This is a genomic window from Ottowia sp. (assembly GCF_047601385.1).
GTDB lineage: Bacteria > Pseudomonadota > Gammaproteobacteria > Burkholderiales > Burkholderiaceae_C > Ottowia.
The window spans coordinates 1,104,496-1,128,251 of record NZ_JASGJP010000001.1; the positions used below are offsets into that span (position 1 = coordinate 1,104,496).

Annotated in this window: 25 protein-coding genes; 8 read left to right on the plus strand and 17 right to left on the minus strand. The window is 69.3% G+C overall.

Features of this window, described 5'->3' with window-relative positions; translation table 11 throughout:
• Positions 1-4: 4 nt before the first annotated feature.
• From QM772_RS05345 to QM772_RS05365, 5 genes are all read right to left on the minus strand, one after another.
• Positions 5-142, minus strand: a complete 138-nt coding sequence (locus QM772_RS05345; RefSeq protein ID WP_415134414.1) for a cbb3-type cytochrome oxidase subunit 3 — start codon at positions 140-142, stop codon at positions 5-7.
• Positions 143-162: 20 nt separating this feature from the next.
• Complete coding sequence (gene ccoO / locus QM772_RS05350) at positions 163-780, minus strand: cytochrome-c oxidase, cbb3-type subunit II (RefSeq protein ID WP_415134415.1); 618 nt, start codon at positions 778-780, stop codon at positions 163-165.
• 17 nt (positions 781-797) lie between these two features.
• Entirely contained in the window at positions 798-2,234 is a 1,437-nt protein-coding gene (gene ccoN / locus QM772_RS05355; RefSeq protein ID WP_415134416.1) for a cytochrome-c oxidase, cbb3-type subunit I, read from the minus strand.
• Positions 2,235-2,299: 65 nt separating this feature from the next.
• Complete coding sequence (gene ccoS / locus QM772_RS05360) at positions 2,300-2,437, minus strand: cbb3-type cytochrome oxidase assembly protein CcoS (protein WP_415134417.1); 138 nt, start codon at positions 2,435-2,437, stop codon at positions 2,300-2,302.
• Positions 2,438-2,440: 3 nt separating this feature from the next.
• Entirely contained in the window at positions 2,441-4,765 is a 2,325-nt protein-coding gene (locus QM772_RS05365) for a heavy metal translocating P-type ATPase (protein WP_415134418.1), read from the minus strand.
• Between the two features lie 147 nt (positions 4,766-4,912).
• Here QM772_RS05365 and QM772_RS05370 point away from each other — a divergent pair, with 147 nt between their 5' ends.
• A complete protein-coding gene (locus tag QM772_RS05370; protein ID WP_415134419.1) occupies positions 4,913-5,356 on the plus strand; it encodes a universal stress protein in 444 nt (147 codons plus the stop codon).
• Positions 5,357-5,359: 3 nt separating this feature from the next.
• Here the strand turns inward: QM772_RS05370 and QM772_RS05375 are convergent, their stop codons facing one another.
• The 10 genes from QM772_RS05375 to QM772_RS05420 all read right to left on the minus strand — a co-directional run bounded on the left by QM772_RS05375 (position 5,360) and on the right by QM772_RS05420 (position 14,924).
• Positions 5,360-5,971 carry a LapA family protein gene (locus tag QM772_RS05375; protein ID WP_415134420.1) on the minus strand — a complete coding sequence of 204 codons (612 nt, stop codon included), beginning with the start codon at positions 5,969-5,971 and terminating at the stop codon, positions 5,360-5,362.
• Between the two features lie 84 nt (positions 5,972-6,055).
• Positions 6,056-7,618, minus strand: coding sequence for a malonate--CoA ligase (locus tag QM772_RS05380; protein WP_415134421.1), 1,563 nt, complete (start codon positions 7,616-7,618; stop codon positions 6,056-6,058).
• A 21-nt stretch (positions 7,619-7,639) separates the two neighbouring features.
• Positions 7,640-8,431 (minus strand): enoyl-CoA hydratase/isomerase family protein, encoded by a 792-nt coding sequence (locus tag QM772_RS05385; protein ID WP_415134422.1) that lies wholly within the window; start codon positions 8,429-8,431, stop codon positions 7,640-7,642.
• Positions 8,431-9,411 carry a Bug family tripartite tricarboxylate transporter substrate binding protein gene (locus tag QM772_RS05390; RefSeq protein ID WP_415134423.1) on the minus strand — a complete coding sequence of 327 codons (981 nt, stop codon included), beginning with the start codon at positions 9,409-9,411 and terminating at the stop codon, positions 8,431-8,433. The genes QM772_RS05385 and QM772_RS05390 overlap by 1 nt, the downstream gene beginning before the upstream one ends.
• Before the next feature lie 34 nt (positions 9,412-9,445).
• Positions 9,446-10,822, minus strand: a complete 1,377-nt coding sequence (locus QM772_RS05395) for a malonyl-CoA decarboxylase (RefSeq protein ID WP_415134424.1) — start codon at positions 10,820-10,822, stop codon at positions 9,446-9,448.
• Between the two features lie 71 nt (positions 10,823-10,893).
• Positions 10,894-11,706, minus strand: a complete 813-nt coding sequence (gene lgt, locus QM772_RS05400) for a prolipoprotein diacylglyceryl transferase (protein WP_415134425.1) — start codon at positions 11,704-11,706, stop codon at positions 10,894-10,896.
• A gap of 188 nt (positions 11,707-11,894) precedes the next feature.
• On the minus strand, positions 11,895-12,209 hold the full coding sequence (locus tag QM772_RS05405; RefSeq protein WP_415134426.1) for a type II toxin-antitoxin system RelE/ParE family toxin: 315 nt from the start codon (positions 12,207-12,209) through the stop codon (positions 11,895-11,897).
• The gene (locus QM772_RS05410; RefSeq protein ID WP_415134427.1) at positions 12,209-12,478 is read right to left on the minus strand and encodes a YlcI/YnfO family protein; all 270 of its coding nucleotides are present in this window, start codon (positions 12,476-12,478) and stop codon (positions 12,209-12,211) included. Before QM772_RS05410 ends, QM772_RS05405 begins: the two co-directional genes overlap by 1 nt.
• Positions 12,479-12,864: 386 nt before the next feature.
• Positions 12,865-13,821, minus strand: coding sequence for a LysR family transcriptional regulator (locus QM772_RS05415; protein WP_415134428.1), 957 nt, complete (start codon positions 13,819-13,821; stop codon positions 12,865-12,867).
• Positions 13,822-13,928: 107 nt separating this feature from the next.
• On the minus strand, positions 13,929-14,924 hold the full coding sequence (locus tag QM772_RS05420) for an isopenicillin N synthase family dioxygenase (protein ID WP_415134429.1): 996 nt from the start codon (positions 14,922-14,924) through the stop codon (positions 13,929-13,931).
• Positions 14,925-15,181: 257 nt separating this feature from the next.
• Here QM772_RS05420 and QM772_RS05425 point away from each other — a divergent pair, with 257 nt between their 5' ends.
• From QM772_RS05425 to ilvD, 6 genes are all read left to right on the plus strand, one after another.
• Positions 15,182-15,697: a nucleoside deaminase gene (locus QM772_RS05425; RefSeq protein ID WP_415134430.1), complete on the plus strand. Its 516-nt coding sequence runs from the start codon at positions 15,182-15,184 to the stop codon at positions 15,695-15,697.
• 183 nt (positions 15,698-15,880) lie between these two features.
• Entirely contained in the window at positions 15,881-16,906 is a 1,026-nt protein-coding gene (locus QM772_RS05430; RefSeq protein ID WP_415134431.1) for an ABC transporter substrate-binding protein, read from the plus strand.
• Between the two features lie 60 nt (positions 16,907-16,966).
• Positions 16,967-17,803 (plus strand): ABC transporter ATP-binding protein, encoded by an 837-nt coding sequence (locus tag QM772_RS05435; RefSeq protein ID WP_415134432.1) that lies wholly within the window; start codon positions 16,967-16,969, stop codon positions 17,801-17,803.
• A complete protein-coding gene (locus tag QM772_RS05440) occupies positions 17,800-18,576 on the plus strand; it encodes an ABC transporter permease (RefSeq protein ID WP_415134433.1) in 777 nt (258 codons plus the stop codon). Before QM772_RS05435 ends, QM772_RS05440 begins: the two co-directional genes overlap by 4 nt.
• Entirely contained in the window at positions 18,576-19,088 is a 513-nt protein-coding gene (locus tag QM772_RS05445; protein WP_415134434.1) for a nucleoside deaminase, read from the plus strand. Before QM772_RS05440 ends, QM772_RS05445 begins: the two co-directional genes overlap by 1 nt.
• 102 nt (positions 19,089-19,190) lie before the next feature.
• Positions 19,191-20,894: a dihydroxy-acid dehydratase gene (gene ilvD, locus QM772_RS05450; RefSeq protein WP_415134435.1), complete on the plus strand. Its 1,704-nt coding sequence runs from the start codon at positions 19,191-19,193 to the stop codon at positions 20,892-20,894.
• A 69-nt stretch (positions 20,895-20,963) separates the two neighbouring features.
• Here the strand turns inward: ilvD and QM772_RS05455 are convergent, their stop codons facing one another.
• Positions 20,964-21,218, minus strand: coding sequence for a TIGR04438 family Trp-rich protein (locus tag QM772_RS05455; protein ID WP_415134436.1), 255 nt, complete (start codon positions 21,216-21,218; stop codon positions 20,964-20,966).
• Between the two features lie 107 nt (positions 21,219-21,325).
• Here QM772_RS05455 and QM772_RS05460 point away from each other — a divergent pair, with 107 nt between their 5' ends.
• Positions 21,326-21,631 (plus strand): c-type cytochrome, encoded by a 306-nt coding sequence (locus tag QM772_RS05460; protein WP_415134437.1) that lies wholly within the window; start codon positions 21,326-21,328, stop codon positions 21,629-21,631.
• 63 nt (positions 21,632-21,694) lie between these two features.
• Here QM772_RS05460 and acs read toward each other — a convergent pair whose 3' ends face one another.
• Positions 21,695-23,677 carry an acetate--CoA ligase gene (gene acs / locus QM772_RS05465; RefSeq protein WP_415134438.1) on the minus strand — a complete coding sequence of 661 codons (1,983 nt, stop codon included), beginning with the start codon at positions 23,675-23,677 and terminating at the stop codon, positions 21,695-21,697.
• Positions 23,678-23,756: the final 79 nt, after the last annotated feature.

Here is a 23,756-nt window from a genome sequence, read left to right on the forward strand (position 1 = left end):
CCGGTCAGTCCTGCTCGAACGGCAGGCGGGCCGCCTCCTCGAAGCGCGCCTGGTTGCGGCGCGACCAAGCCCAGATCACGATGCCGATGAAGACGGCGAACGCCGCCACGGTCACGATGCTGCGCAACAGGTTGATGTCCATGATGTGCATCCTCCTCAGGTCTATTTGCGGTGGATGCCCAGCACTTGCAGGTAGGCGATGACGGCGTCCAGCTCCGTCTTGCCCTTGATCTCCCCGGGCGCCTGGGCGATTTCCTCGTCGGTATAGGGCGCGCCCAGCGTGCGCAGGCCGCGCATGCGGGCCTGCACCGAATCGGCGTCGGCCGCATCGCGGTCCAGCCACGGGTAGGCCGGCATGTTCGACTCGGGCACCACGTCGCGCGGGTTGATCAGGTGCGCGCGGTGCCAGTCGTCGCTGTAGCGGCCGCCGACGCGGGCCAGGTCCGGGCCGGTGCGCTTGCTGCCCCACTGGAACGGGTGGTCGTACACGAATTCGCCGGCCACCGAATACGGCCCGTAGCGCAGCGCCTCGGCGCGGAAGGGGCGGATCATCTGCGAGTGGCAGTTGTAGCAGCCCTCGCGGATGTAGACGTCGCGCCCCACCACCTGGAGGGCGGTGTAGGGCTTCAGCCCTTCGATGGGCTGGGTGGTGGATTTCTGGAAGAACAGCGGCACGATCTCGACCAGGCCGCCGATGGACACCACGATCAGGATCAGCACCACCATCAGGAAGTTGCTGGTTTCGACCTTCGCGTGGCCGGTGATTTTTTCTTGCGCCATGACGATCCTCTCTTGCTTCAGGCGTGGGCCACGGCCGCGGGAATCTGCACCGGCACGGCACGCCCGGCGGCGGCCGTCTTGAGGGTGTTCCACAGCATGATCACCATGCCGCCCAGGTACAGCAGGCCGCCCAGCAGGCGCAGCACGTAGAACGGATAGGTGGCCTTGACCGATTCCACGAAGGTGTAGGTCAGCGTGCCGTCCGGGTTCACCGCGCGCCACATCAGGCCCTGCATCACGCCGGCGATCCACATCGCGGCGATGTAGACCACGATGCCGATGGTGGCCACCCAGAAGTGCACCTCGACCGCCTTGGTGCTGTACATCTGCTTCTGGCCGAACAGGCGCGGGATCAGGTAGTACATCGAGCCCATGGTGATCAGGCCGACCCAGCCCAGGGCGCCGGAGTGCACGTGACCCACGGTCCAGTCGGTGTAGTGCGACAGCGCGTTCACCGTCTTGATGGACATCATCGGCCCCTCGAAGGTGGACATGCCGTAGAACGACAGCGACACGATCAGGAAACGCAGGATCGGGTCGTCGCGCAGCTTGTGCCAGGCGCCCGACAGCGTCATGATGCCGTTGATCATGCCGCCCCAGCTCGGCGCCAGCAGGATCAGCGAGAACACCATGCCCACCGACTGCGTCCAGTCGGGCAGGGCCGTGTAGTGCAGGTGGTGCGGGCCGGCCCACATGTAGGTGAAGATCAGCGCCCAGAAGTGCACGATGGACAGGCGGTAGCTGTACACCGGGCGCTCGGCCTGCTTGGGGATGAAGTAGTACATCATGCCCAGGAAGCCCGCCGTCAGGAAGAAGCCCACGGCGTTGTGGCCGTACCACCATTGCACCATCGCGTCCTGCACGCCGGCGTAGGCCGAGTAGGACTTCATCAAGCCGACCGGCAGCGCGGCGCTGTTCACCACGTGCAGCAGCGCGACCGCCAGGATGAAGCCGCCGTAGAACCAGTTGGCGACGTAGATGTGCTTGACCTTGCGCGTGCCCACGGTGCCGAAGAACACCACCGCGTAGGCCACCCAGACCAGGGTGATCAGGATGTCGATCGGCCACTCCAGCTCGGCGTATTCCTTGCCGCTGGTGTAGCCCAGCGGCAGCGAGAGCGCGGCGGCCACGATCACCGCCTGCCAGCCCCAGAAGGTGAAGGCCGCCAGCTTGTCGGAAAAGAGCCGCACCTGGCAGGTGCGCTGCACCACGTAATAGGAGGTGCCGATCAGCCCGCAGCCGCCGAAGGCGAAGATCACCGCATTGGTGTGCAGCGGCCGCAAGCGGCCATAGCTGAGCCAGGGAATCCCCAGATTCAACTCCGGCCAGGCCAGTTGGGCGGCGATGATCACCCCGACCAGCATGCCGACCACGCCCCAGACCACCGTCATGATGGCGAACTGCCGGACCACCTTGTCGTTGTACACCGTGGCTTTTGTATTGGCGAACGTCATTTCCACCTCTTCCTGGTTGACGTCGGCAGTATCCCGGAGCCTGTCGTGGTCAAACTTGATTTGAATCAATCATTTTCGAGAATGCGCTCCCCCTCGCGGTCCACGTCGTCGAACTGTCCCCGGTGGATGGCCCACCACAGCGCCCCGAGGATGAAGAAGACCAGCACCACCGAGAGCGGGATCAGCAGGTAGAGGATGTCCATGTCTCAGGCGCCTTCCCGTGTCCGGGCCAGGCGCAGGGCATTGAGCACCACCAGCAGCGAGCTGGCCGCCATGCCCAGCCCGGCGGCCCAGGCCGGCATCCAGCCGACCATGGCCAGCGGCACGCCGACGGCGTTGTACGCGGCCGCCCAGCCCAGGTTCTGCCGCACGATCCGCATCGTGCGGCGCGCCTGGCGGTGGGTGCGGGCGATCGTGGCCAGGTGCTCGGCCAGAACGACGAAATCCGCCTGCCCGCGCGCCAGCGGCACGGCGCGGCCGAACGCGAACGACACGTCGGCGCCCGCCAGCACGGGGCCGTCGTTGAGCCCGTCGCCCACCATGGCCACGCCGGCGCCGGCCTGCTGGGCCTGCCGCAGGGCGGCCAGTTTCTCGGCCGGCGAACAGCCCCCCTGCACCTCCTCGATGCCCACGAGCCGCCCCACCCGTGCCGCTGCCTCGGGGCGGTCGCCGGACAGCAGCCGCACCCGCACGCCGGCGGCTTGCAGCGCGTGCACGGCGGCGCGCGCGTCTTCGCGCAAATCCTCGCGCAGGTGGAAGGCCGCCACCCAGCCCTGCTCGTCACACAAGTGGCTCACAGGCCCGTCGGCAGTCCCGGCCGCCCGCCCGCAAAACGCCGCCGAGCCCAGCCGAAGCACGCGCCCGTCGGTCGTGCGTGCTTCGACGCCCTGTCCTGCCTCCTCCCTCAGGTCGGTCACCTGAACCGGCGAGGCGGCCTCGCCGCCTTCCTCGCGCGCGGCCCGCGCAATGGCGCGAGACACCGGGTGCAGGCTGTCCCGCGCCAGCGCGGCAGCCAGACGCAGCGCCAGCGCGCGCGGCGTGCCCTCGCGCAGTTCGATGCGCTCCAGCACGAAGGCGTCGCGCGTCAGCGTGCCGGTCTTGTCGAACACCACTTCGTTCACGCCGGCCAGCGTCTCCAGCGCCTGGAGGCGCCGCACCAGGATGCCGCCCTTGGCCAGGGCACCGGCACTGGCCAACATGGCCGCGGGCGTGGCCAGCGACAGCGCGCAGGGGCAGGTCACGACCAGGATGGCGACGGCGATCATCAGCGCGCGCCCCGGATCGGCCGGCCACCACCAGGCGCAGGCCAACCCGGCAGCCAGCAGCACGCAGACGAGGAAAGGCTTGGCCAGCCGGTCGGCCAGTTGCGCGATGCGCGGCTTGCTGGTGGATGCCTGCGCCATCAGCGCCACGATCTGCGCATAGCGCGTGTCGGCCCCGACCTGGTCCACCCGCAACTCGACCGGCGCCGTCAGGTTGTGGCTGCCGGCGATCACCGCCTCGCCCACCCCGCGCGCGAGCGGCGTCGATTCGCCGGTGAGCAGCGCCTCGTCCACCGAGGTGCCGCCCGCGAGGATCGTGCCGTCCGCCGGGAATGCCTCGCCCGGCAGCACGCGCACGACGTCGCCCACGCGCAGGCGCCGGATCGACACGCGCCGCCAGCCGCCCGCCGCTTCGCGCCGCAGCACGCTCTCCGGCAGCCGGTGCATCAATGCCTCCAGCGCGCCAGCGGTGCGGTCGCGCAGGCGCAACTCCAGCCAGCGGCCGGCCAGCAGGAAGAACACGAACATCGTCAGCGAGTCGAAGTACACCTCGTGACCGAACAGGCCGTCCGGCTCGAAGGTGCCCAGGCTGCTGACCACGAAGGTGATCAGCATGCCCAGCGCCACCGGCAGGTCCATGCTGACGCGCCGCAGCCGCAGGTCGTGCAGCGCGTTGCGGAAAAACGGCTGGCACGAGAACAGCACCACCGGGATCGACAGCACCCACTGCGCCCAGCGCAGCAGGTGCACGATGTCGGGCCCGATCTCGCCGGGCGCGGTGAAGTAGGCCGGCGCGGCGTACATCATCACCTGCATCATGCACAGACCCGCCACGCCCAGGCGCCACAGCATCTTGCGCGTCTCGGCCTGCCGCTGGGCGCTGGCCAGCGCGCCGTGCGCCGGCAGCGGCCGGTAGCCGGCGCGCAGCACCGCGCGCATCCAGGCCGACGGCCTCGTCGCGCCCTCGTCCCATACCACCCGGCCGCGGTGGCTGGCGGCGCTCACGTCGGCCTCGGCCACCCCCGGGGTGCCGCGCAGGGCCTGCTCGATGGTCGCGGCGCAGGCGGCGCAGTGCATGCCCCCGAAGACCACCGTCGATTCCCAGCGCGCGGGCGCGCCGCCCGGCGGCGCATCGAGCGGCCGGCTGAACTCCAGCCACTCGTCGCGTTCGTCCAGCAGCTCGAAGTCCGCGGCGCACCCGGCCAGCGGCGCGCGCGCCGCCGCCCCGGTCCGGAGAGGCTGGTGCGAAAGCGCGCTGGCGGCCTGCATATATGCGTGCGCACTGTACCGGCCTGATCTGGATTGGACTTGACTTGCATCAAGCCTTGAGGCCGCCGCCTCGATACGCTATGGCGTGAACGATCGCGCTTGCACGGTGCCGGCCGCGTTCAGACGTTTCGCGAGGAGAACTCCACCATGTACCAACGCATTCTCGTGGCCACCGATGGTTCCAAACTTTCCAAGAAAGCCGTGGACAACGCCATCGCGCTGGCGGCCAGCCTGGGGGCCGAGCTGATCGCCCTGAAGGTGGTGCCGCGCTATCCGCAAAGCTATTTCGAGGGATCGATTCCACTGTCGGCGGAAGACGTGGCCCGGGTCGAACAGCACTGGGCCGACGACGGGCACGAGGTGGTCGAGGCGGTCAAGCGCGCCGGTGCCGCCAAGGGCGTCAAGGTCAAGCCCATCATCGCCCGCGCCGACGTGGTGTCCGACGCGCTGATCGCCGCCGCCAAGAAGCACAAGGCCGACCTGATCGTCATGGCCTCGCACGGCCGCAAGGGCGTCAAGCGCCTGCTGCTGGGCAGCGAGACCCAGCAGGTGCTGACCCACTCCGAGATTCCGGTGCTGGTGCTGCGCTGACGGTCAGCCCGCTCGGCCCGGGGTGGCGCTGCCCACCGGGTCGGTGCTGCTGCTGACAGGCGGCAGGCTGGCCGGCCGCACCGTGGCCGGCGCCGGGATGTAGCCCGCCAGGCCTTCGCGCAGGCCCATTTCCAGCCGGTCCACGCGGGAATGCAGGTCGCGGTTGTGGTTCTCCACGGCCTGCACCAGGCGGGCGATCTCGGAATCCACCGGTCGGTCGCGCAGGCCCATCTCGGCGCGGTCGACGCGCGCCAGCGTCTCGCGCGTGTGGTTCTCGATCGCCCCGGACAGGCGGGCCACCTCCTGGTCGAGGTGCGCGCGCAGGTCGGTGAAGCGCGAGGCTTCGGCCTTGTCGGCCAGCTCGCGCTGGATGGCCAGCTCCTTGGCGTGGCGCCGCGTCTCGACCAGCACGGTGCCCTGCTGGTAGGCCACCAGCGCGACGAACACCGCCGACAGCAAAGCCATCAGGCCAATCAGCACCAGCCCCAGCGGCGCCCTGATCTCCATGAAGATCAGAGACAGGTCGGTCGGCCGCGTCATCTCGGCCCAGTTGACGCCGATGAAGGTGACGATGGCAGCGCCCACCAGCAGCAGGAAAAGCGATCGCAGGGACACGCGGGGCTCCTTTCGGGTTCTGTAGTCAAGCCATCGCGAGTTTAGCCGCGCCGTCCGCAAGGCCCTGTAAGTGAATGCCGCCTGTCAGGCCGGCTGGAACAGGCCCTTGTACCGCTCGCGCAGCAGGTTCTTCTGCACCTTGCCCATGGTGTTGCGCGGCAGTTCGGCGGCGATGAAGCAGCGCTTGGGGATCTTGAAGTTGGCCAGTTTGGCCTTGAGGTCGGCGATCAGCCGCTCCGGGTCGAGGCTGGCCCCCGGCCGGGCGATCACCACCGCCACGCCGACCTCGCCGAAGTCCGGGTGCGGCACGCCGACGAGGGCGCTCTCGGCCACGCCGGGCAGCTCGTTCAGGTAGCCCTCGATCTCGGCCGGATACACGTTGTAGCCGCCGCTGATGATCAGGTCCTTGCTGCGGCCGACGATGGTGACGTAGCCGCGCTCGTCCTGCCGGCCGACGTCGCCGGTCCTGAAGAAGCCGTCGTCGGTGAACTCCTCGGCCGTCTTCTCGGGCATCTGCCAGTAGCCAGCGAACACGTTGGGCCCCTTGACCTGGATGTCGCCGATCTCGCCGACCGGCATGTCCACCCCGCTTTCACCCCGCACCCGCAGGCTGACGCCGGGCAGCGGAAAGCCCACGGTGCCGCCGCGCCGCTCGCTCTGGTTGCCGTGGCGCGGGTCGGCGCGATAGGGGTTGGAGGTGAGCATGATGGTCTCGCTCATGCCGTAGCGCTCCAGGATGGTGTGGCCGGTGCGCGCCTGCCAGTCGTTGAAGGTCTCGATCAGCAGCGGCGCCGAGCCGCTGATGAACAGGCGCATGGACGCCGCCTGCTCGCGCGTCAGCGCCGGCTCGGCCAGCATGCGCACGTACAGCGTGGGCACGCCCATGAACACGGTGGCGCGCGGCAGGTCGGCGATGACCTTCTTCGGGTCGAACCTGCCGTGCCACAGCATCCTGCTGCCGTTCAGCAGCGCACCGTGGATGGCCACGAACAAGCCGTGCACGTGGAAGATGGGCAGCGCGTGGATCAGCACGTCCCCAGGCTGCCAGCCCCAGTAGTCCTTCAGCATGGCGGCGTTCGACAGCAGGTTGCCGTGCGACAGCATCGCCCCCTTGCTGCGCCCGGTGGTGCCGCTGGTGTAGAGGATGGCGGCCAGGTCGTCGGCTCCGCGCTCGGCCGGCACCTGCTGGTCGCTGCAATGCGCGGCGCGCTCCAGCAGGCTGCCGCCGCGGTCGTCGTCCAGCGTGAAGACGTGGCGCGTGCCGGCCTTGAAGGCGATCTTGCTGACCCAGTTGAAGTTCTGGCCGCTGCACACCACCACCGCCGGCGCGGCGTTGCCGATGAAGTATTCGATCTCGGCGCTCTGGTAGGCCGTGTTCAGCGGCAGGAACACGAAGCCGGCGCGCAGCGTGGCGAGGTACAGCACCATGGCCTCGACGGACTTCTCCACCTGCACCGCCACGCGCGGCGGCACGCCGTCGGCGGCGCGCGGGATGTCCAGCGACTGCAGCAGGTTGGCCACCATGGCGGTGGCGCGGTCGAGGTCGCGCCACGAATAGGCCAGGCCGCCGTCGGTCTCGACGGCGACGGCGTCCAGGTCGGCCGGGAAGGCGGCGCGCAGGGCGGTGAAGAGGTTCTGGTTGGGCATGGTCGAGGGGTCGGAAAAAGCCTAGAACCGCGCCGGGCGCTTGCCCAGGAAGGCGGCGATGCCTTCTCGGTGCTCGGCGCTGTCGGCGTAGTCGTAGGCGGTTTTTACTATTCTTTCAATAGCTGCTGGCGCTTGTTCAGCAAGCGCTGGAGGCTGATTCAATGCTCGAAGCGTGCGCTTGTTCAGGCGCGCCGCCTGGGGTGCCAGGGCGGCGATGCGCGCCGCCGTTTCGCGCGCCCGGCCCTCCACCTGCACCGCAGGCGCCAGGTGCTGGAGAAAGCCGCGCGCCTTCATCTCGGCGGCTTCGAGCACGGCCGCCTCCAGCAGCATCTGGCGCGCCGTCGCCTCGCCGGCGGCGCGCGCCACCAGCGCGGCCTCGCGCGGCGCCATCGGGAAGCCCAGGCGGGCGATGGGCGCGCCGAACTTGGCATCGTCGGCGGCCACGCGGATGTCGCAGCAGCTGGCGATCTCCATGCCGGCGCCCATGCAGTTGCCTTCGATGGCGGCGACGATGGGCACGTCGCAGGCCAGCATGGCCGACAGGCCGCCCCACACGTCGCCCTCGTGGAAGTCGCGCAGGCTGGCGGCGTCGAAGCGGAAGTCCGGGTACTCGGCGATGTCGCCGCCGGCGCAGAAGTGGCCGCCCTCGCCGCGCACCAGCACGCAGCGCCACGCCGCGCCGGCCTGCACGCGCGTGAACACCCCGGCCAGCTCGCGCCACATGGCGCGCGTCATGGCGTTGAACTTGCGCGGGTTGGAGAGCGTGACGACGGCGACCGCGCCGTCGCCCGTGCACGCCACGTGAGCGGTCATCAGTCCAGCTTCACGCCCGACACTTTGACCACCTGCGCCCAGCGCTGGATCTCGCTGTGGATCAGCGCCGCGAAGCGCTCGCCCGCGAGGTCGGGGAACTCCGCGCCCTGCCCGGCCCAGACGGCCTTGGCCTCGGGTTCGAGGCAGGCGCGGCGGACGTCCTCGGTGGCGCGCGCCACCGCCTCGGCGGGCGTGCCCCTGGGCGCCCAGATGCCGTACCAGGACTGCACGTTGTAGTCGGGCAGGCCGACCTCGGCGGCGCAGGGCACGTCGGGGATGGCGGGGTTGCGCTTGCTGCCGGCCACCATCAGCGCCTTGATGCGCCCGGCCTTGATGTGGCCGGCCGACGAGCCCAGGCCGTCGAAGTCCATGTCCACGTTGCCGGCGATCAGGTCGGCCAGCGCCGGGCCGGCGCCGCGGTAGGGAATGTGGGTGATGAAGGTCTTGGTCTGAATCTTGAACAGCTCGCCCGCCAGGTGATGCACCGAGCCGGCGCCGGCCGAGGCGTAGTTCAGCTTGCCGGGGTTCTTGCGGATCAGGTCCAGGAACTCCTGGTAGCTGCCCGTGTTGGCGCGTTTGGCGTTGACCACCAGCACCTGCGGCGCGGCGGCGACCTGGATCAGGGGAATGAAATCCTTTTCGAGGTCGTAGTCCAGCCTGGGGTAGATCGACGGCGCGATCGTGTGGTGCCCGCCGCCCATGAACAGCGTGTAGCCGTCGGGCGGCGCCTTGGCCGCGGCCGAGGCGCCCACGGTGCCGCCGGCACCGCCCCGGTTGTCGATGACCAGGCTCTTGCCGGTCAGCTTGGCGAACTGCACCGCCATCGGCCGCGCGAAGGCGTCGGTGCCGCCGCCGGCGGGGAACGGCACGATCAGCGTCACCGGCCGGGCGGGCCAGGCTTGCGCTCGCGCCAGGCCGGGCAGCGCGGCGATGGCGGCGGTGCCGAACAGGGCCTGGCGGCGGGTCAGGGGGGTGTTCATCCGTTGTCTCCTGGTTGTGCGGGTGCGAAGCCGGTCAATCTAGCAGGCTTTGCACCGCGCCCGATACCGGGATTTGCCCCTGCGCCAGCAGCGCGCGGTGCTTGTCCAGGCGCTTGAGGTCGTAGAGGTAGTTCACCATCAGCCCGCAGGACTGCTTCAGGCCCTTGGGCGAAGGGTCGGCCAGCCAGTTCAGCCGCTCGATGCGCGCGCCGTTGCCCAGGTGGAAGCGCGCCACGCCGTCGCGCGGCTTGCCGTCGTCCGCCAGCTCCCGGCCCAGGTAGCGCGCGGCAGCAGTCAGCAGCCAGCGGCGGCGCGCGCTCTTGTCGTCCAGTGCGGCCACGTCGTCGAGGGACTTCAGCAGCTCGGCGGCGGTCGGCTCCGGCTGGCCGAGTTCGCGCGCCAGCGCCTGGCGGGCGCGTTCGGGCGTGGCGGCCAGCAGGTCGCCCACCTGCTTGCCCAGCCAGGCGCGCAGGCCGGGGATGGGCGAGAGCGTGGCGAACACCTTGAGCTGCGGGAACTCCGCGCGCAGCGTCTCCACCACGCGCTTGATGAGCGAGTCGCCGAAGCTCACCCCCTTCAGGCCCGGCTGCGTGCTGCTGATGGAGTAGAAGATCGCCGTCGTCGCCTTGTCCAGGTCGGCCGGCGCGCCCTCCACGTCCAGCAGCGGCTCGATGCCGGCCGCCAGGTCGCGCAGCAGCGCCACCTCGACGAAGATCAGCGGCTCGCCCGGCAGCCGGGGGTGGAAGAAGCCGTAGCAGCGGCGGTCCTCGTCGAGCCGGTTCTTGGCGTCGAGCCAACTGCGGATGTCGTGCACGGCCTCGTACTTGATGAGCTTCTCGATCAGCGCGGCGGGCGAGTGCCAGCTGATGCGCTCCAGTTGCAGGAAGCCGACGTCGAACCAGGTGGAGAACAAGTCCTCCAGCTCGGCGTCCAGCGCGGCCAGGCGCTTGTCGCGCCTGAGGTGCGGCAGCAGTTCAGCGCGCATCTCGACCAGGAAGCGCACGCCCTCGGGGAACGCCGCGAAGCGTTGCAGCAGCCGCGTGCGCGGCGCGGCGGCGGCCTTGCGCAGGCGCACCTCGGCGCGCGCCTCCTCGTCGGTGCCGATGGCGGCCTCGTAGGCGTCGCGCGCGGCCTGGATGGCGGCGGCGTCGGGCGTGAACTGCTCGCTCATCAGCCGCCAGCAGTCGCGCCGCTGCTCGGGCGTGGCGCGCGCGTACCAGCCGGCCACGCCGGCGGCGCGGCGGCCGCCCTCCACCTCGCTCACCGCCGGGTCCACCACGTGTTGCAGCTCGCGCAGCGTGCGGCGCAGCACCCGGGGCGACAGCGCCTCCTCGCGCCGCCCCAGCAGCGCGCCCAGGCGCTCGCGCGTGCTGCGGGCGGGGGTGTCGTCGGGCAGGTCGGCGTCGGTCATGGCAAACATCCTCTACTACTTAATTAATAGCTGCTGGCGCTTGACTGGCGGGCGCTGGAGGCCTATTTGGCTTAAATTTTTGCGCCCTGCCGGCTGGCCCAGGCCCACAGCGCCACGCCGGCCACGATCATCGGCACGCACAGCCACTGGCCCATGCTCATGCCCAGCGCCAGCAGGCCCAGGTGCGCGTCGGGCTCGCGGAAGTATTCGGCGATGAAGCGGAACAGCCCGTAGCCCAGCAGGAACGCGCCGCTCACCTGCCCCATCTTGCGCGGCTTGCGGGCGTACAGCCACAGCAGCACGAACAGCAGCACGCCCTCCAGCAGGAACTGGTAGACCTGCGACGGATGGCGCGGCGCGTCGCCCGCGCCGCGGAACACCATCGCCCACGGCAGCGACGGGTCGGCCACGCGGCCCCACAGCTCGCCATTGATGAAGTTGCCCACGCGGCCCGAGGCCAGGCCCAGCGGCACGCAGGGCGCCACCAGGTCGGTCACCTGCAGCCAGGGCCGGCCGCGCCGGCGCGCCCACAGCATCATGGCCACGATCACGCCCAGCATGCCGCCGTGAAAGCTCATGCCGCCCTGCCAGATGGCGAAGATCTCCAGCGGGTGCGCCGCGTAGTACGCCGGCTTGTAGAACAGGCAGTAGCCCAGCCGGCCGCCGGCGATCACGCCCAGCACGCCCCAGAACAGCATGTCCTCGATGTCGCGCCGCGTCCACGGCGCGGGCCGGGTGATGGAGGCGTAGGGCTCGTGCCGCAGCCGCCGCGTGGCCAGCCAGAAGAACAGCGCGAAGGCGACCAGGTAGGTGATGCCGTACCAGTGCACGGCCAGCGGGCCGAGTCGGACGGCGATGGGGTCGATCTGAGGGTGAACCAGCATGCGCGCATTGTGCCGCGCGAAGCCGCTGCCCCCGCTCGCGCGGAACTCGGCGAAGGCTTGGGCACGCGCACGGGGTCTGCCCGGCTTCCAGCGCGGCATCGCCGGCGATGCTCAGGCCGTTAGCGTCGGCGCCGCGCCGCGCCGCCGCAGCGGCCGAGCACCTGCTCACCCACGACCAACCGGCGCTGCTAGTGGTAGTCCTCTCCGCGCTGGTGCCGAACCGCCAGCACGATCACGCTCGTGGCGCTGTCGATCTCGTAGAGCGCGACATACCCCGTTGCGCCGAACGGAATGATGAGTTCGCGCCGCGTCGGACTTCTTCCCGCCTTGCGGAAGCTGAACGGCGTCACGGCCAGTTGCTTCTGCGCGGCGACCCGCACGGCATCGATCGCTGCCTGGGCCAGTTCGAGGTCTTCGAGTGTCCGAGCGCGGTCAAGCAAAAAGTCTAAAAGCCGATCCAGATCCTCTTCAGCCTCCGCACTGAAACGAACGCTGAAGCGCATCAGGACATTTGCCTGCGCTTGGCATCCAGTTTCGCTTGCAGCTTCGAGAGCACGTCATCGGCCGAGGACGACTCCCCCGTGGCCTGGAAACGTTCCCAGGCTGCCTGGCCACGCGCATGGAAGCGGCTTTGCATGTGCCGAAACTCCACGGCGCTGCGCACGGCAGATTCGACGAACGCCGAGATCGTCTCGCCTTCTTGCAACACGGCTTCCAGATTGCCGCGGAACTCTGGTTCGACGCGCACCTGCGGAATGACAGCGGTTTTCATGGCAACCAGTGTATTTCATTTGCGTTGCAAGCGAAAGGATCGGCCATTGTGGAGGAGAGCCACTACAGCGGCAGCGCTCACCCGACCGGCAGCGTCCCATTGGCAACTGGCAATGCCGTTACTCGTGACCTGCCCGGCGGTGTTGCACGTGCGGCTGTGGGTGACGCTGGCCGGGTCGTAGGTAATGGTGAGGGCCAGGCGCTGGCTGCCGGCGCTGGCGCTGGCGCTGGCGCTGACGGCGGTGGACCGGCTGATGATGTACCTGCGAAAGGGGCAGGTTGAGAGCCCAATCAGGCTCTGGCGCTTGACTGGCAAGCGCTGTCAGCTATGGAATATGGAGCATGCAGAGGGTTGGATTTTTCACTGCACTGCAATCATAAGCACCGCTACGCCGTCGCCCGAAGCTGCTCGCGCACGAACTCGACGAAGCGGTGCAGCGCGGGGTTGTCGGCCTGCGGCGGCCAGACCAGGCTGGTCTCGCACGCGGGCAGCGCCACGCCGGCCGCGCGGCGCGAACGGCCGGCGGGGGCCAGTTCGCCGGCAGCGCGATAGACCACGCCGGCACGGCGGAACTGCTGCACGCTGGCCGGCACCCAGGCCACGCCCAGGCCGCCCCACACCAGGTTGACGATGGTCTGCATCTGGATCGCCTCCTGCGCCACCTGCGGGGGCAGCCCGGCGGCCTGGTACAGGCCCATGACAGCATCGTGCAGCGAGGGCACCAGGCGGCGCGGGAAGATCACCAGCGGCTCGGCCAGCACGCGCGCCAGCGGCAGCGGGCGGGCCTGGGCCAGCGGATGGGCTTCGGGCAGCGCCAGCACCAGCGGCTCGCGCGCCACCGCCAGGCACGACAGGCCCGGCGGCGCGGCACCGGGCGAGTGCAGCAGCAGGCCGGCGTCGATGTCGCCGCGCGCCAGCGCCTGCAACTGCACGTCGCCGGTGGCCTCGGCCAGTTCCAGCACCACGTCGGGGCAGCGGGTGCGGAAGTCGCGCACCCAGCGCGGCAGCTGCTCGAAGCCGATGGTGGAGACGAAGGCCAGGCGCACGCGGCCCAGCTCGCCCGCCGCCGCCGCGCGCGCCCGGCGCGGCAGGGCCTGCGCGCGCGCCAGCAGCTCGCGCGCTTCGGGCAGCAGCGCTTCGCCGGCGGGCGTGAGCGCCACGCGGCGGCGCGTGCGGTCGAACAGGCGCACGCCCAGCGCGCGCTCCAGCTGCGCGATGGCCTGCGTGACGGGCGGCTGCGTCAGGTGCAGCCGCTGCGCCGCGCGGCCGAAGTGCAGCTCCTCCGCCACGGCGACGAACTGGCGCCAGGCGCGCAGCTCGATCGGGGGGCCTTCGAGGGTCATGCGCGCAGCATAGCAAGCGGTCTGCCGCGTGCTCGCCGCCTCAAGCGCATGCTTCGATAAAGATAGCTGCCAGCGCTTATCCAGCAAGCGCCGGAGGCCGATTCGGCTCAGTATTTATTCGAGAAATTGGCGCTGATGCGCTGCCTCAGGTACTCGGCCCCGGTGATGGGCGGGTACTTCCGGCCGGGGCCTTCGATCACCGCGTCCTCGTTGGCCTGCGCGAAGAAGGCCAGGCTGTAGCGCGGGCCCTGGTATTCGTGCGGCAGCGGGTTGCGCACGCGGTGGAAGTTGCTGGGTAGCTGGTCGTCGCTCCAGCGCGTGAGCATGTCGCCGATGTTGCAGGTGATCACGCCCGGCACCGGCTCCACCGGCGTCCACTGCTGCGTGTCCATCTCCTTGCCGGGCAGCACTTGCAGGCCGCCCTGCCCGGCGCGCTGGAACAGCAGGGTGAGGCAGTCGAAGTCGGTGTGCGCGCCGGCGCGCCACAGGCCCAGTTCGTCCTTCAGCGCCGGATCGACGGCGAAGTAGTGCAGCATGCGCAGCGTGCTCTGGTAGCTGGGCACGCCGGGCGCGTGCGCGCGGGTGAAGAAGCCGTCGTCGAAGCCCAGCTTGTAGGCGAAGCACGAGAGCAGTTGCATCGCCACCTCCCAGCACTGGCGCTCGAACGCCAGCGTGGCGGCCTGAAAGCCGGGCAGCTCCGCCTCGGTCGGCCACAGACCCGCCATGCGCGGGCGCGTGACCTGGTAGGACTCCTTCTGGTCGGGCGTCTGGGTGGAGGGGCGGATCTGCGCCTTGTGCTCCCAGCCGGCGTTGCGCGCCAGCGGCCACTGCGCCTTGACCTCGCGCGGCAGCGCGAACAACTGCTCGGCGCGCGCGAAGGCGGCGTCGATGTCCTGCTGCGGAATGCCGTGGCCGGCCACCTGGAAGAAGCCGATCTCGACCGAGGCGGCCCAGATCTGCTCGGCGATCTCGGCCTTGCGCCGAGCGAAGTCGGTGATGTCGATGAGGCGCACCTCGCGCGCATGGGTTTCCTCGCCCATCCCGCCCATGCGGGATTCCTTGTCGAGTTCGCCCAGCGCGTAGCCGGTGGATGGCGTGGTCATGGTGGGGTTCCTTTCCTGAAGATCGAGTTCAGGAGCAATGACCCGCGAAGCCGGCGCCGTGTCGCGGAACCGCGCGCTGAACGCTTCTACTCCTGCGCGAACAGGTTGCAAGTTGCGCGCCAGCTCGGCAAAGCGGCAGACCGCAAGGAACGCGCCATACCGGTGCGCGAGGCGCCCGGCCGCACCAGCGTGATGCACCGGAATGCGCCGCCCGGCCCCGCCAACCCGCAGGCACGCCTATTGCTTGCATGGCCCGCATGACAGCCCTTGCTGCCTCTCCCCCCGCCGAAGTCCCGCTGGACGAGCGCGACGGCCGCTACCTGCGCCAGGCCATCGACATGGCCCGCAAGGCGCGCGAGCGCGGCAACCGGCCGTTCGGCGCCGTCATCGTCGCGCCCGACGGCCGGGTGCTGGCCCAGGCCTGGAACGCCAACGATGAGACCGGCGACTGCACCGCGCACGCCGAGGTCTCTGCCATCCGCATCGCCAGCCCGCGCTGCACGCGCGAGCAGTTGGCGGCGGCCACGCTGTACTCGTCGGGCGAGCCCTGCGTGATGTGCGCCGGCGCGATCTTCTGGTCGGCCATCGGCCGCGTGGTGTACGGCATCGACGCCGTGCGCCTGCGCGTGTTCCGTGGCGAGCGGCTGGACCAGAAGGACGCCGAGCTGTCCTGCCGCGACGTGTTCGCCGCCGCCTCGCACCGCATCGAATGCATCGGCCCGGCGCTGATCGACGAAGCATCCGCCTCGCACATCGGCGCCTGGAAAACATGACCACCCCCGTTGCTCCACTCGCTGCGCGATGTTGCGGCATCCCCCCTCCAGGGGGCGCACCCACTGGCCGGGGGAACCCCGGCCACGGGTGCGCTGGCGTGGCCTGCTCCGCGGCCGCTCGGCCCTTGGGACTCCCTGCGCCGCTCGCCAATAACCGACTCCACCATCCCTAGAAAGCCCGCCATGAAGAAACGACTGTTCCTGCACACCGCGCTGGCCCTGGCCGCCGCGGCCGGCGTCGCGCCGGCCCACGCGGCCACGCCCATCAAGTTTCAGCTCGACTGGCGCTTCGAGGGGCCGGCCGCGTTCTTCCTGCTGCCGGCCGCCAAGGGCTACTTCAAGGAGGCGGGGCTCGACGTCGCCATCGACGCCGGCAACGGCTCCGGCGGCACGGTGCAGCGCGTGGCCTCGGGCGCCTACGACATGGGCTTCGCCGACATGGCGGCGCTGATGGAGTTCCAGGCCAACAACCCCGACGTGCCCAACCAGCCGGTGGCGGTGATGATGGTCTACAACAACACGCCCGCCTCCGTGATGGCGCTCAAAAAAGCCGGCATCGCCAAGCCCGCCGACCTCACCGGCAAGAAGCTGGGCGCCCCGGTGTTCGACTCCGGCCGCCGCGCCTTCCCGATCTTCGCCAAGGCCAACCAGGTGGGCGCGGTGCAGTGGACGGCCATGGACCCGCCGCTGCGCGAGACCATGCTGATGCGCGGCGACGTGGACGCCATCACCGGCTTCACCTTCACCAGCCTGCTCAACCTGGAGGCGCGCGGCGCCAAGGCCAGCGACGTGGTGGTGATGCAATACCCGGACTACGGCGTCAAGCTGTACGGCAACGCCATCATCGTCAGCCCCAAGCTGCTCAAGGACAACCCGGACGCGGTCAAGGGCTTCCTCAGGGCCTTCACCAAGGGCGCGAAGGAGGTCATCGCCAACCCCACGGCCGCCATCGCCCACGTGAAGGAGCGCGACGGCATCGTCAACACCGCGCTGGAGACGCGGCGCCTGAAGCTGGCCATCGACACCGTGGTCAACAGCCCCGACGCGCGCGCCGAGGGCTTCGGCCAGGTCGTGCCCGGCCGCCTGTCGCTGATGGCCTCGCAGGTATCGGACGCCTTCGGCACCAAGACGCGCATCGACCCCGCCAAGGTGTGGAACGGCAGCCTGATGCCCGGCGCGGCCGAGCGCGACATCCTGCCGAAGAAGTGATTAGCTATCGTTTGAATAGCTGCCTGCGCTTTCTGCACGGGCGCTAGAGCCCTATTTCGCATGTCATCCACCGCATTGGCCCCGGAACCGCCGTTCGTCGATTTCAGCGACGTCTGGCTCGCCTACAACGAGGAGCTGCTGCGCGCCAGCCACTTCGCGGTGGAGGCGATCGATTTGCAGGTGCGGCGCGGTGAGTTCATCGCCATCGTCGGGCCGTCGGGCTGCGGCAAGTCCACCTTCATGAAGCTGACCACCGGCCTGCGCATGCCCTCGGCCGGCCGCATCCTGGTCGACGGCGAGCGCGTGACCGGGCCGCTGAAGATCTCGGGCATGGCGTTCCAGGCGCCCTCGCTGCTGCCCTGGCGCAGCACGGTGGACAACGTGCTGCTGCCGCTGGAGATCGTCGAGCCGCACCGCAGCCAGTTCAAGGCCCGCCGCAAGGAGTACGAGGCGCGCGCCCGTGGCCTGCTGCAGAAGGTGGGGCTGGGCGGCTACGAGGACAAGTTCCCCTGGCAGCTCTCCGGCGGCATGCAGCAGCGCGCCAGCATCTGCCGCGCGCTGGTGCACGAGCCCAAGATGCTGCTGCTGGACGAGCCTTTCGGCGCCCTGGACGCCTTCACGCGCGAGGAGCTGTGGTGCATCCTGCGCGACCTGCAGGCCGAGCAGCGCTTCAACGTCATCCTGGTCACGCACGACCTGCGCGAGAGTGTGTTCCTGGCCGACACCGTGTACGTGATGAGCAAGAGCCCCGGCCGCTTCATCGTGCGCCGCGAGATCGGCCTGCCGCGCCCGCGCGAGCTGGAGCTGACCTACACCAAGGAATTCACCGACATCGTGCTGGAACTGCGCGGGCACATCGGGGCGCTGCGCAAGACGGGCGGGGAGATCACGCAATGACGTCTCATCACCGCAAGCTGGTCGAGCGCTGGTCGCCCTGGGTGCTGCTGCTGGCCGTCGTCATCGCGTGGCAGGTGATCTGCTCGGGCTTCAGCGTGCCGGAGTTCCTCTTCCCCAGCCCGCTGGCGATCTGGACGCAGCTGGTCGAGTTCAAGGGCGTCATCGCCATGCACGCCTGGCGCACCTTCTGGGTCACCATGGCGGGCTTCGGCATCGCCATCGTCGTCGGCGTGCTGCTGGGCTTTTTGATCGGCAGCTCGCGCGTCGCCTACGCGGCGGTGTACCCGCTGATGACGGCCTTCAACGCCCTGCCCAAGGCCGCCTTCGTGCCGATCCTGGTGGTGTGGTTCGGCATCGGCGTGGGGCCGGCCATCCTGACGGCGTTCCTGATCAGCTTCTTCCCCATCACCGTCAACATCGCCACCGGCCTGGCCACGCTGGAGCCCGAGCTGGAGGACGTGCTGCGCGTGCTCGGCGCCAAGCGCTGGGACGTGCTGCTCAAGGTGGGCCTGCCGCGCTCGCTGCCCTACTTCTACGCCTCGCTCAAGGTCGCCATCACGCTGGCCTTCGTCGGCACCACGGTCAGCGAGATGACGGCCGCCAACGAAGGCATCGGCTACCTGCTGGTGTCGGCCGGCTCGTCGATGCAGATGGGCCTGGCGTTCGCCGGGCTGCTGGTGATCGGCGCCATGGCGATGGCGATGTACGAGCTGTTCAGCGCCATCGAGCAGCACACCACGCGCTGGGCGCACCGCGGTTCGCAGGGCGAATGATGCAGTCCTTGTCGCCCGACCAGATCGCGCGCCTGCTGCGCCGCGCCAACGCCGTGGCCGAGCGCGCCCTGGGCATGGGCCGCCACCCCTTCGGCGCGCTGCTGGTGGCGCCGGACGGCGACACGGTGCTGGCCGAGCAGGGCAACATCGACACCGTGAACCACGCCGAGAGCACGCTCGCGCGCACGGCGGCCGCCAACTACCCCGGCGCCTACCTGGCGCAGTGCACGCTGGTCACCACCTTCGAGCCCTGCGCCATGTGCGCCGGCGCCATCTACTGGGCCGGCATCGGCCGCGTGCTCTACGGCGCCGAGGAAACCGCCCTGCTCGCGCTCACGGGCAACCACCCCGAGAACCCCACCCTCAGCCTGCCCTGCCGCGAGGTGTTCGCGCGCGGGCAGCGCGCGGTCGAGGTGATCGGCCCGGTGCCGGCGCTGGCCGGCGAAATGCTGGCGCTCCACCAGGGGTTCTGGGCCGCCGGCCCGCGGGGGGAGCACCGGCATGACGACTGATATGCGGGGGCTATCAATGGCGGGTTGAGATCGGATTGGCACCGATCAATCCGTGGGGGCACAATCGGACGCTTTCGCGACCACCAACCCACGACAACCGCCATGGACACCAAGACGATCCAGACCCACCGCCTGAACGCGCGTTCGGCCAACATCACCGAAGGCAAGGCGCGCGCCGCCAACCGCTCCATGTTCTACGGCATGGGCTACACGGAAGGCGACTTCAAGAAGCCCATGGTCGGCGTGGCCAACGGCCACAGCACCATCACCCCCTGCAACTCCGGTTTGCAGAAGCTGGCCGACGCGGCCATCGCCGGCATCCAGGAAGCCGGCGGCAACGCCCAGGTGTTCGGCACGCCCACCATCAGCGACGGCATGGCGATGGGCACCGAGGGCATGAAGTATTCGCTGGTCAGCCGCGAGGTCATCAGCGACTGCATCGAGACCTGCGTGCAGGGGCAGTGGATGGACGGCGTGGTCGTCGTCGGCGGCTGCGACAAGAACATGCCCGGCGGCATGATGGGCATGCTGCGCGCCAACGTGCCGGCCATCTACGTCTACGGCGGCACCATCCTGCCGGGCAAGTGGAAGGGGCGCGACCTGAACATCGTCAGCGTGTTCGAGGCCGTGGGCGAGAACGCCGCCGGCAAGATCAGCGACCAGGAGCTGAAGGACATCGAGCAGCACGCCATCCCCGGCACCGGCTCGTGCGGCGGCATGTACACCGCCAACACGATGTCCTCGGCCTTCGAGGCGCTGGGCATGAGCCTGCCCTATTCCTCCACCATGGCGAACCCGCACGACGAGAAGCAGAACTCGGCCAAGGAATCGGCCCGGGTGCTGATCGAAGCCATCAAGAACGACCTGAAGCCGCGCGACATCGTCACCAAGCAAGCCATCGAGAACGCGGTGTCGGTCATCATGGCCACGGGCGGCTCGACCAACGCGGTGCTGCACTTCCTGGCCATCGCGCACGCGGCGGGCGTCGAATGGTCCATCGACGACTTCGAGCGCATCCGCAAGCGCGTGCCGGTGATCTGCGACCTCAAGCCCAGCGGCAAGTACCTGGCGGTGGATTTGCACGAGGCGGGCGGCATCCCGCAGGTGATGAAGATCCTGCTGAACGCCGGCCTGCTGCACGGCGACTGCATGACCATCACCGGCAAGACCATCGCCGAAACGCTGAAGGACGTGCCCGATGCGCCTGCTGCCTCCCAGGACGTGATCCGCCCCATCGACAAGGCGCTGTACAAGGAAGGCCACCTGGCCATCCTCAAGGGCAACCTCAGCCCCGAGGGCGCGGTGGCGAAGATCACCGGGCTGAAGAACCCCGTCATCACCGGCCCGGCGCGCGTGTTCGACGACGAGCAGTCGGCGCTGGCCGCCATCCTGGCCGGCAAGATCGTGGCCGGCGACGTGATGGTGCTGCGCTACCTGGGCCCCAAGGGCGGCCCCGGCATGCCCGAGATGCTGGCGCCCACCGGCGCGCTGATCGGCGCCGGCCTGGGAGAGAGCGTGGGCCTGATCACCGACGGGCGCTTCTCCGGCGGCACCTGGGGCATGGTGGTCGGCCATGTGGCGCCCGAGGCGGCGGCCGGCGGGCTGATCGCCTTCATCCAGGAGGGCGACTCCATCACCATCGACGCCCACCAGCTCAAGCTGGAACTGAACGTGCCCGAGGCCGAGATCGCCCGGCGGCAGAAGGGCTGGCAGCCGCCCGCGCCGCGCTACACGCGCGGCGTGCAGGCCAAGTTCGCCCACAACGCCTCCAGCGCCAGCAAGGGCGCCGTGCTGGACAACTTCTGATCTTCAAAAACAATAGCGCCCGGCGCAGGCCCTGCCTGCGCCGGGCGCTATTTTTATCTGAGACCGTCTTCAGCGGCGGCGCGGCGGCGCCGTCTTGGGCTTGGCACCGATGGCCTCGCGGTGGCGGTTGATGCGATCCAGCTTGCGGGCATCCTCCCGCTCCATCGCCTTGCGCTTGGTGTAGCCCGACCAGTCGGCCCACGACCACCACAGCGCGGCGCCGACGAACGGCGCCAGCACCCACCACCACGACCAGGTGGCGACAGGGCCGATCTCCTGCCATTTCAGCAGTACAAGAATGATTCCCAATCCGAGCAGGTACATGGTTTTTCCTGGGCGTATGTCACGTTCCGCGTGCCGGCGCCGCGTCAACCCGGCACCCTACAATGCGTTGAAAGAATGTAGCGCAACCCCACGATAGAGGAATGAAGATGAAGCGTGTTCTGTTGACTTTTGCCACCCTGGCCGCCATCTCCGCGCCCGCGCTGGCCGACGAGGCCCTGGCGAAGGCCAAGAACTGCATGGCCTGCCACACCGTGGACAAGAAACTGGTGGGCCCGGCCTACAAGGAGGTGGCCAAGAAATACGCCGCCGACGGCGGCGCGGTGGACAAGCTGGCCGCCAAGATCATGAAGGGGGGCTCCGGCGTGTGGGGCGCCGTGCCCATGCCGCCCAACGCCAACGTGAGCGATGCCGAAGCCAAGAAGCTGGCCGGCTGGATCATGAGCCTGAAGTAAGCCCTCCGCTCCCAAAGAACAAGCCCGCGCCTGGCGCGGGCTTTTTGCTGGGCCGGCGGAACCTCAATACGTCTGGTCGAGCTGCGTCAGGATCGCCGGGTTCTCCAGCGTGCTGGTGTCCTGCGTGATCTGCTCGCCCTTGGCCAGGCTGCGCAGCAGGCGGCGCATGATCTTGCCGCTGCGCGTCTTGGGCAGGTTCTCGCCGAAGCGGATGTCCTTGGGCTTGGCGATGGGGCCGATCTCCTTGGCCACCCAGTCGCGCAGTTCCTTGGCGATCTGCTTCGCTTCGTCGCCGTGCGGCAGCGGGCGCTTGAGCACCACGAAGGCGCAGATGGCCTCGCCCGTCAGGTCGTCCGGGCGGCCGACCACGGCGGCCTCGGCCACCAGGTCGGACTTGGCGACCAGGGCGGATTCGATCTCCATCGTGCCCATGCGGTGGCCCGAGACGTTCAGCACGTCGTCGATGCGGCCGGTGATGCGGAAGTAGCCGCGCTCGGCGTCGCGCACCGCGCCGTCGCCGGCCAGGTAGTAGCCCTTCAGCTCCTCGGGGAAATAGCTCTTCCTGAAGCGCTCCGGGTCGCCCCAGATGGTGCGGATCATGCTGGGCCAGGGTTTCTTGACCACCAGGATGCCGCCCGAGCCGTTGGGCATCTCGTTGCCCGATTCATCGACGATGGCGGCGAAGATGCCCGGCAGCGGCAGCGTGCACGAGCCCGGCACCAGCGGCGTGGCGCCCGGCAGCGGGTTGATCATGTGGCCGCCGGTCTCGGTCTGCCAGAAGGTGTCCACGATGGGGCAGCGCTCGCCACCCACGTGCTTGTAGTACCACATCCAGGCTTCGGGGTTGATCGGCTCGCCCACGCTGCCCAGCAGGCGCAGGCTGCCGAGGTTCGAGCTCTTCGGGTGCACCTTCTCGTCCGCCTCGGAAGCCTTGATGAGCGAGCGGATCGCCGTCGGCGCGGTGTAGAAGATGCTGCACTTGTGGCGCTCGATCATCTGCCAGAAGCGGCCGGCGTTCGGGTAGGTGGGCACGCCCTCGAACACGATCTCGGTCGCGCCGGCGGCCAGCGGGCCGTAGACGATGTAGCTGTGGCCGGTGACCCAGCCGATGTCGGCGGTGCACCAGAACACGTCCTCGGGCTTCAAATCGAAAGTCCACTCCATCGTCAGCTTGGCCCACAGGAGGTAGCCGCCGGTGGAATGCTGCACGCCCTTGGGCTTGCCGGTGGAGCCGGAGGTGTAGAGCACGAACAGCGGGTGCTCGGCATCCACCATCACGGGCGGGCACTCGGTGCCCTGGCCTTGCAGGATCTCGCTGAAGGTCTTGTCGCGGCCCGCGACCATGGGGCAGGCGGTGGGCGTGCGCTCGTAGACGAAGACGTGGCGGATCGACTCGCAGCCGCCCATGCCCAGCGCTTCATCGACGATGGCCTTCAGCGCCAGCTCCTTGCCGCCGCGCATCTGGTAGTTGGCGGTGATCACGGCCACGGCGCCGACGTCGGCGATACGCTCCTGCAAGGCCTTGGCCGAGAAGCCGCCGAACACCACGCTGTGCGTGGCGCCCAGGCGCGCGCAAGCCTGCATGGCGACGATGCCCTCGATGGTCATCGGCATGTAGATCAGCACGCGGTCGCCCTTCTGGATGCCGTGCGCCTTCAGCGCGTTGGCGAACCGGCTCACGCGCGCCAGCAGTTCCTTGTAAGTGACCTGGGTGACGGCGCCGTCGTCGGCCTCGAAGATGAGGGCCGTCTTGTTCTCGACCGGCGTGCCCATGTGCTTGTCCAGGCAGTTGGCGCTGGCGTTGAGCTGGCCGTCGGCGAACCACTTGTAGAAGGGCTTGCTGGATTCGTCCAGCACCTGGGTGAAGGGCTTGCCCCAGACCACGTGCTCCCTGGCCAGGCGGCCCCAGAAGCCGGTGAAGTCCTGCTCGGCCTCGGCGCACAGGGCCTTGTAGGCGTCCATGCCGCTGATGCGCGCGGCCTTCACCGTGGCCTCGCTGGGCGGGAATACGCGGTTTTCGACCAGAACCGATTCGATGGCGCTCATGAGCCTTGTCTCCTTCGTCTTCGTTGCACACATCGGCCGGGCGGCTGCCTGCCGAACGCGGTGATGGTGGCGCCGGGCT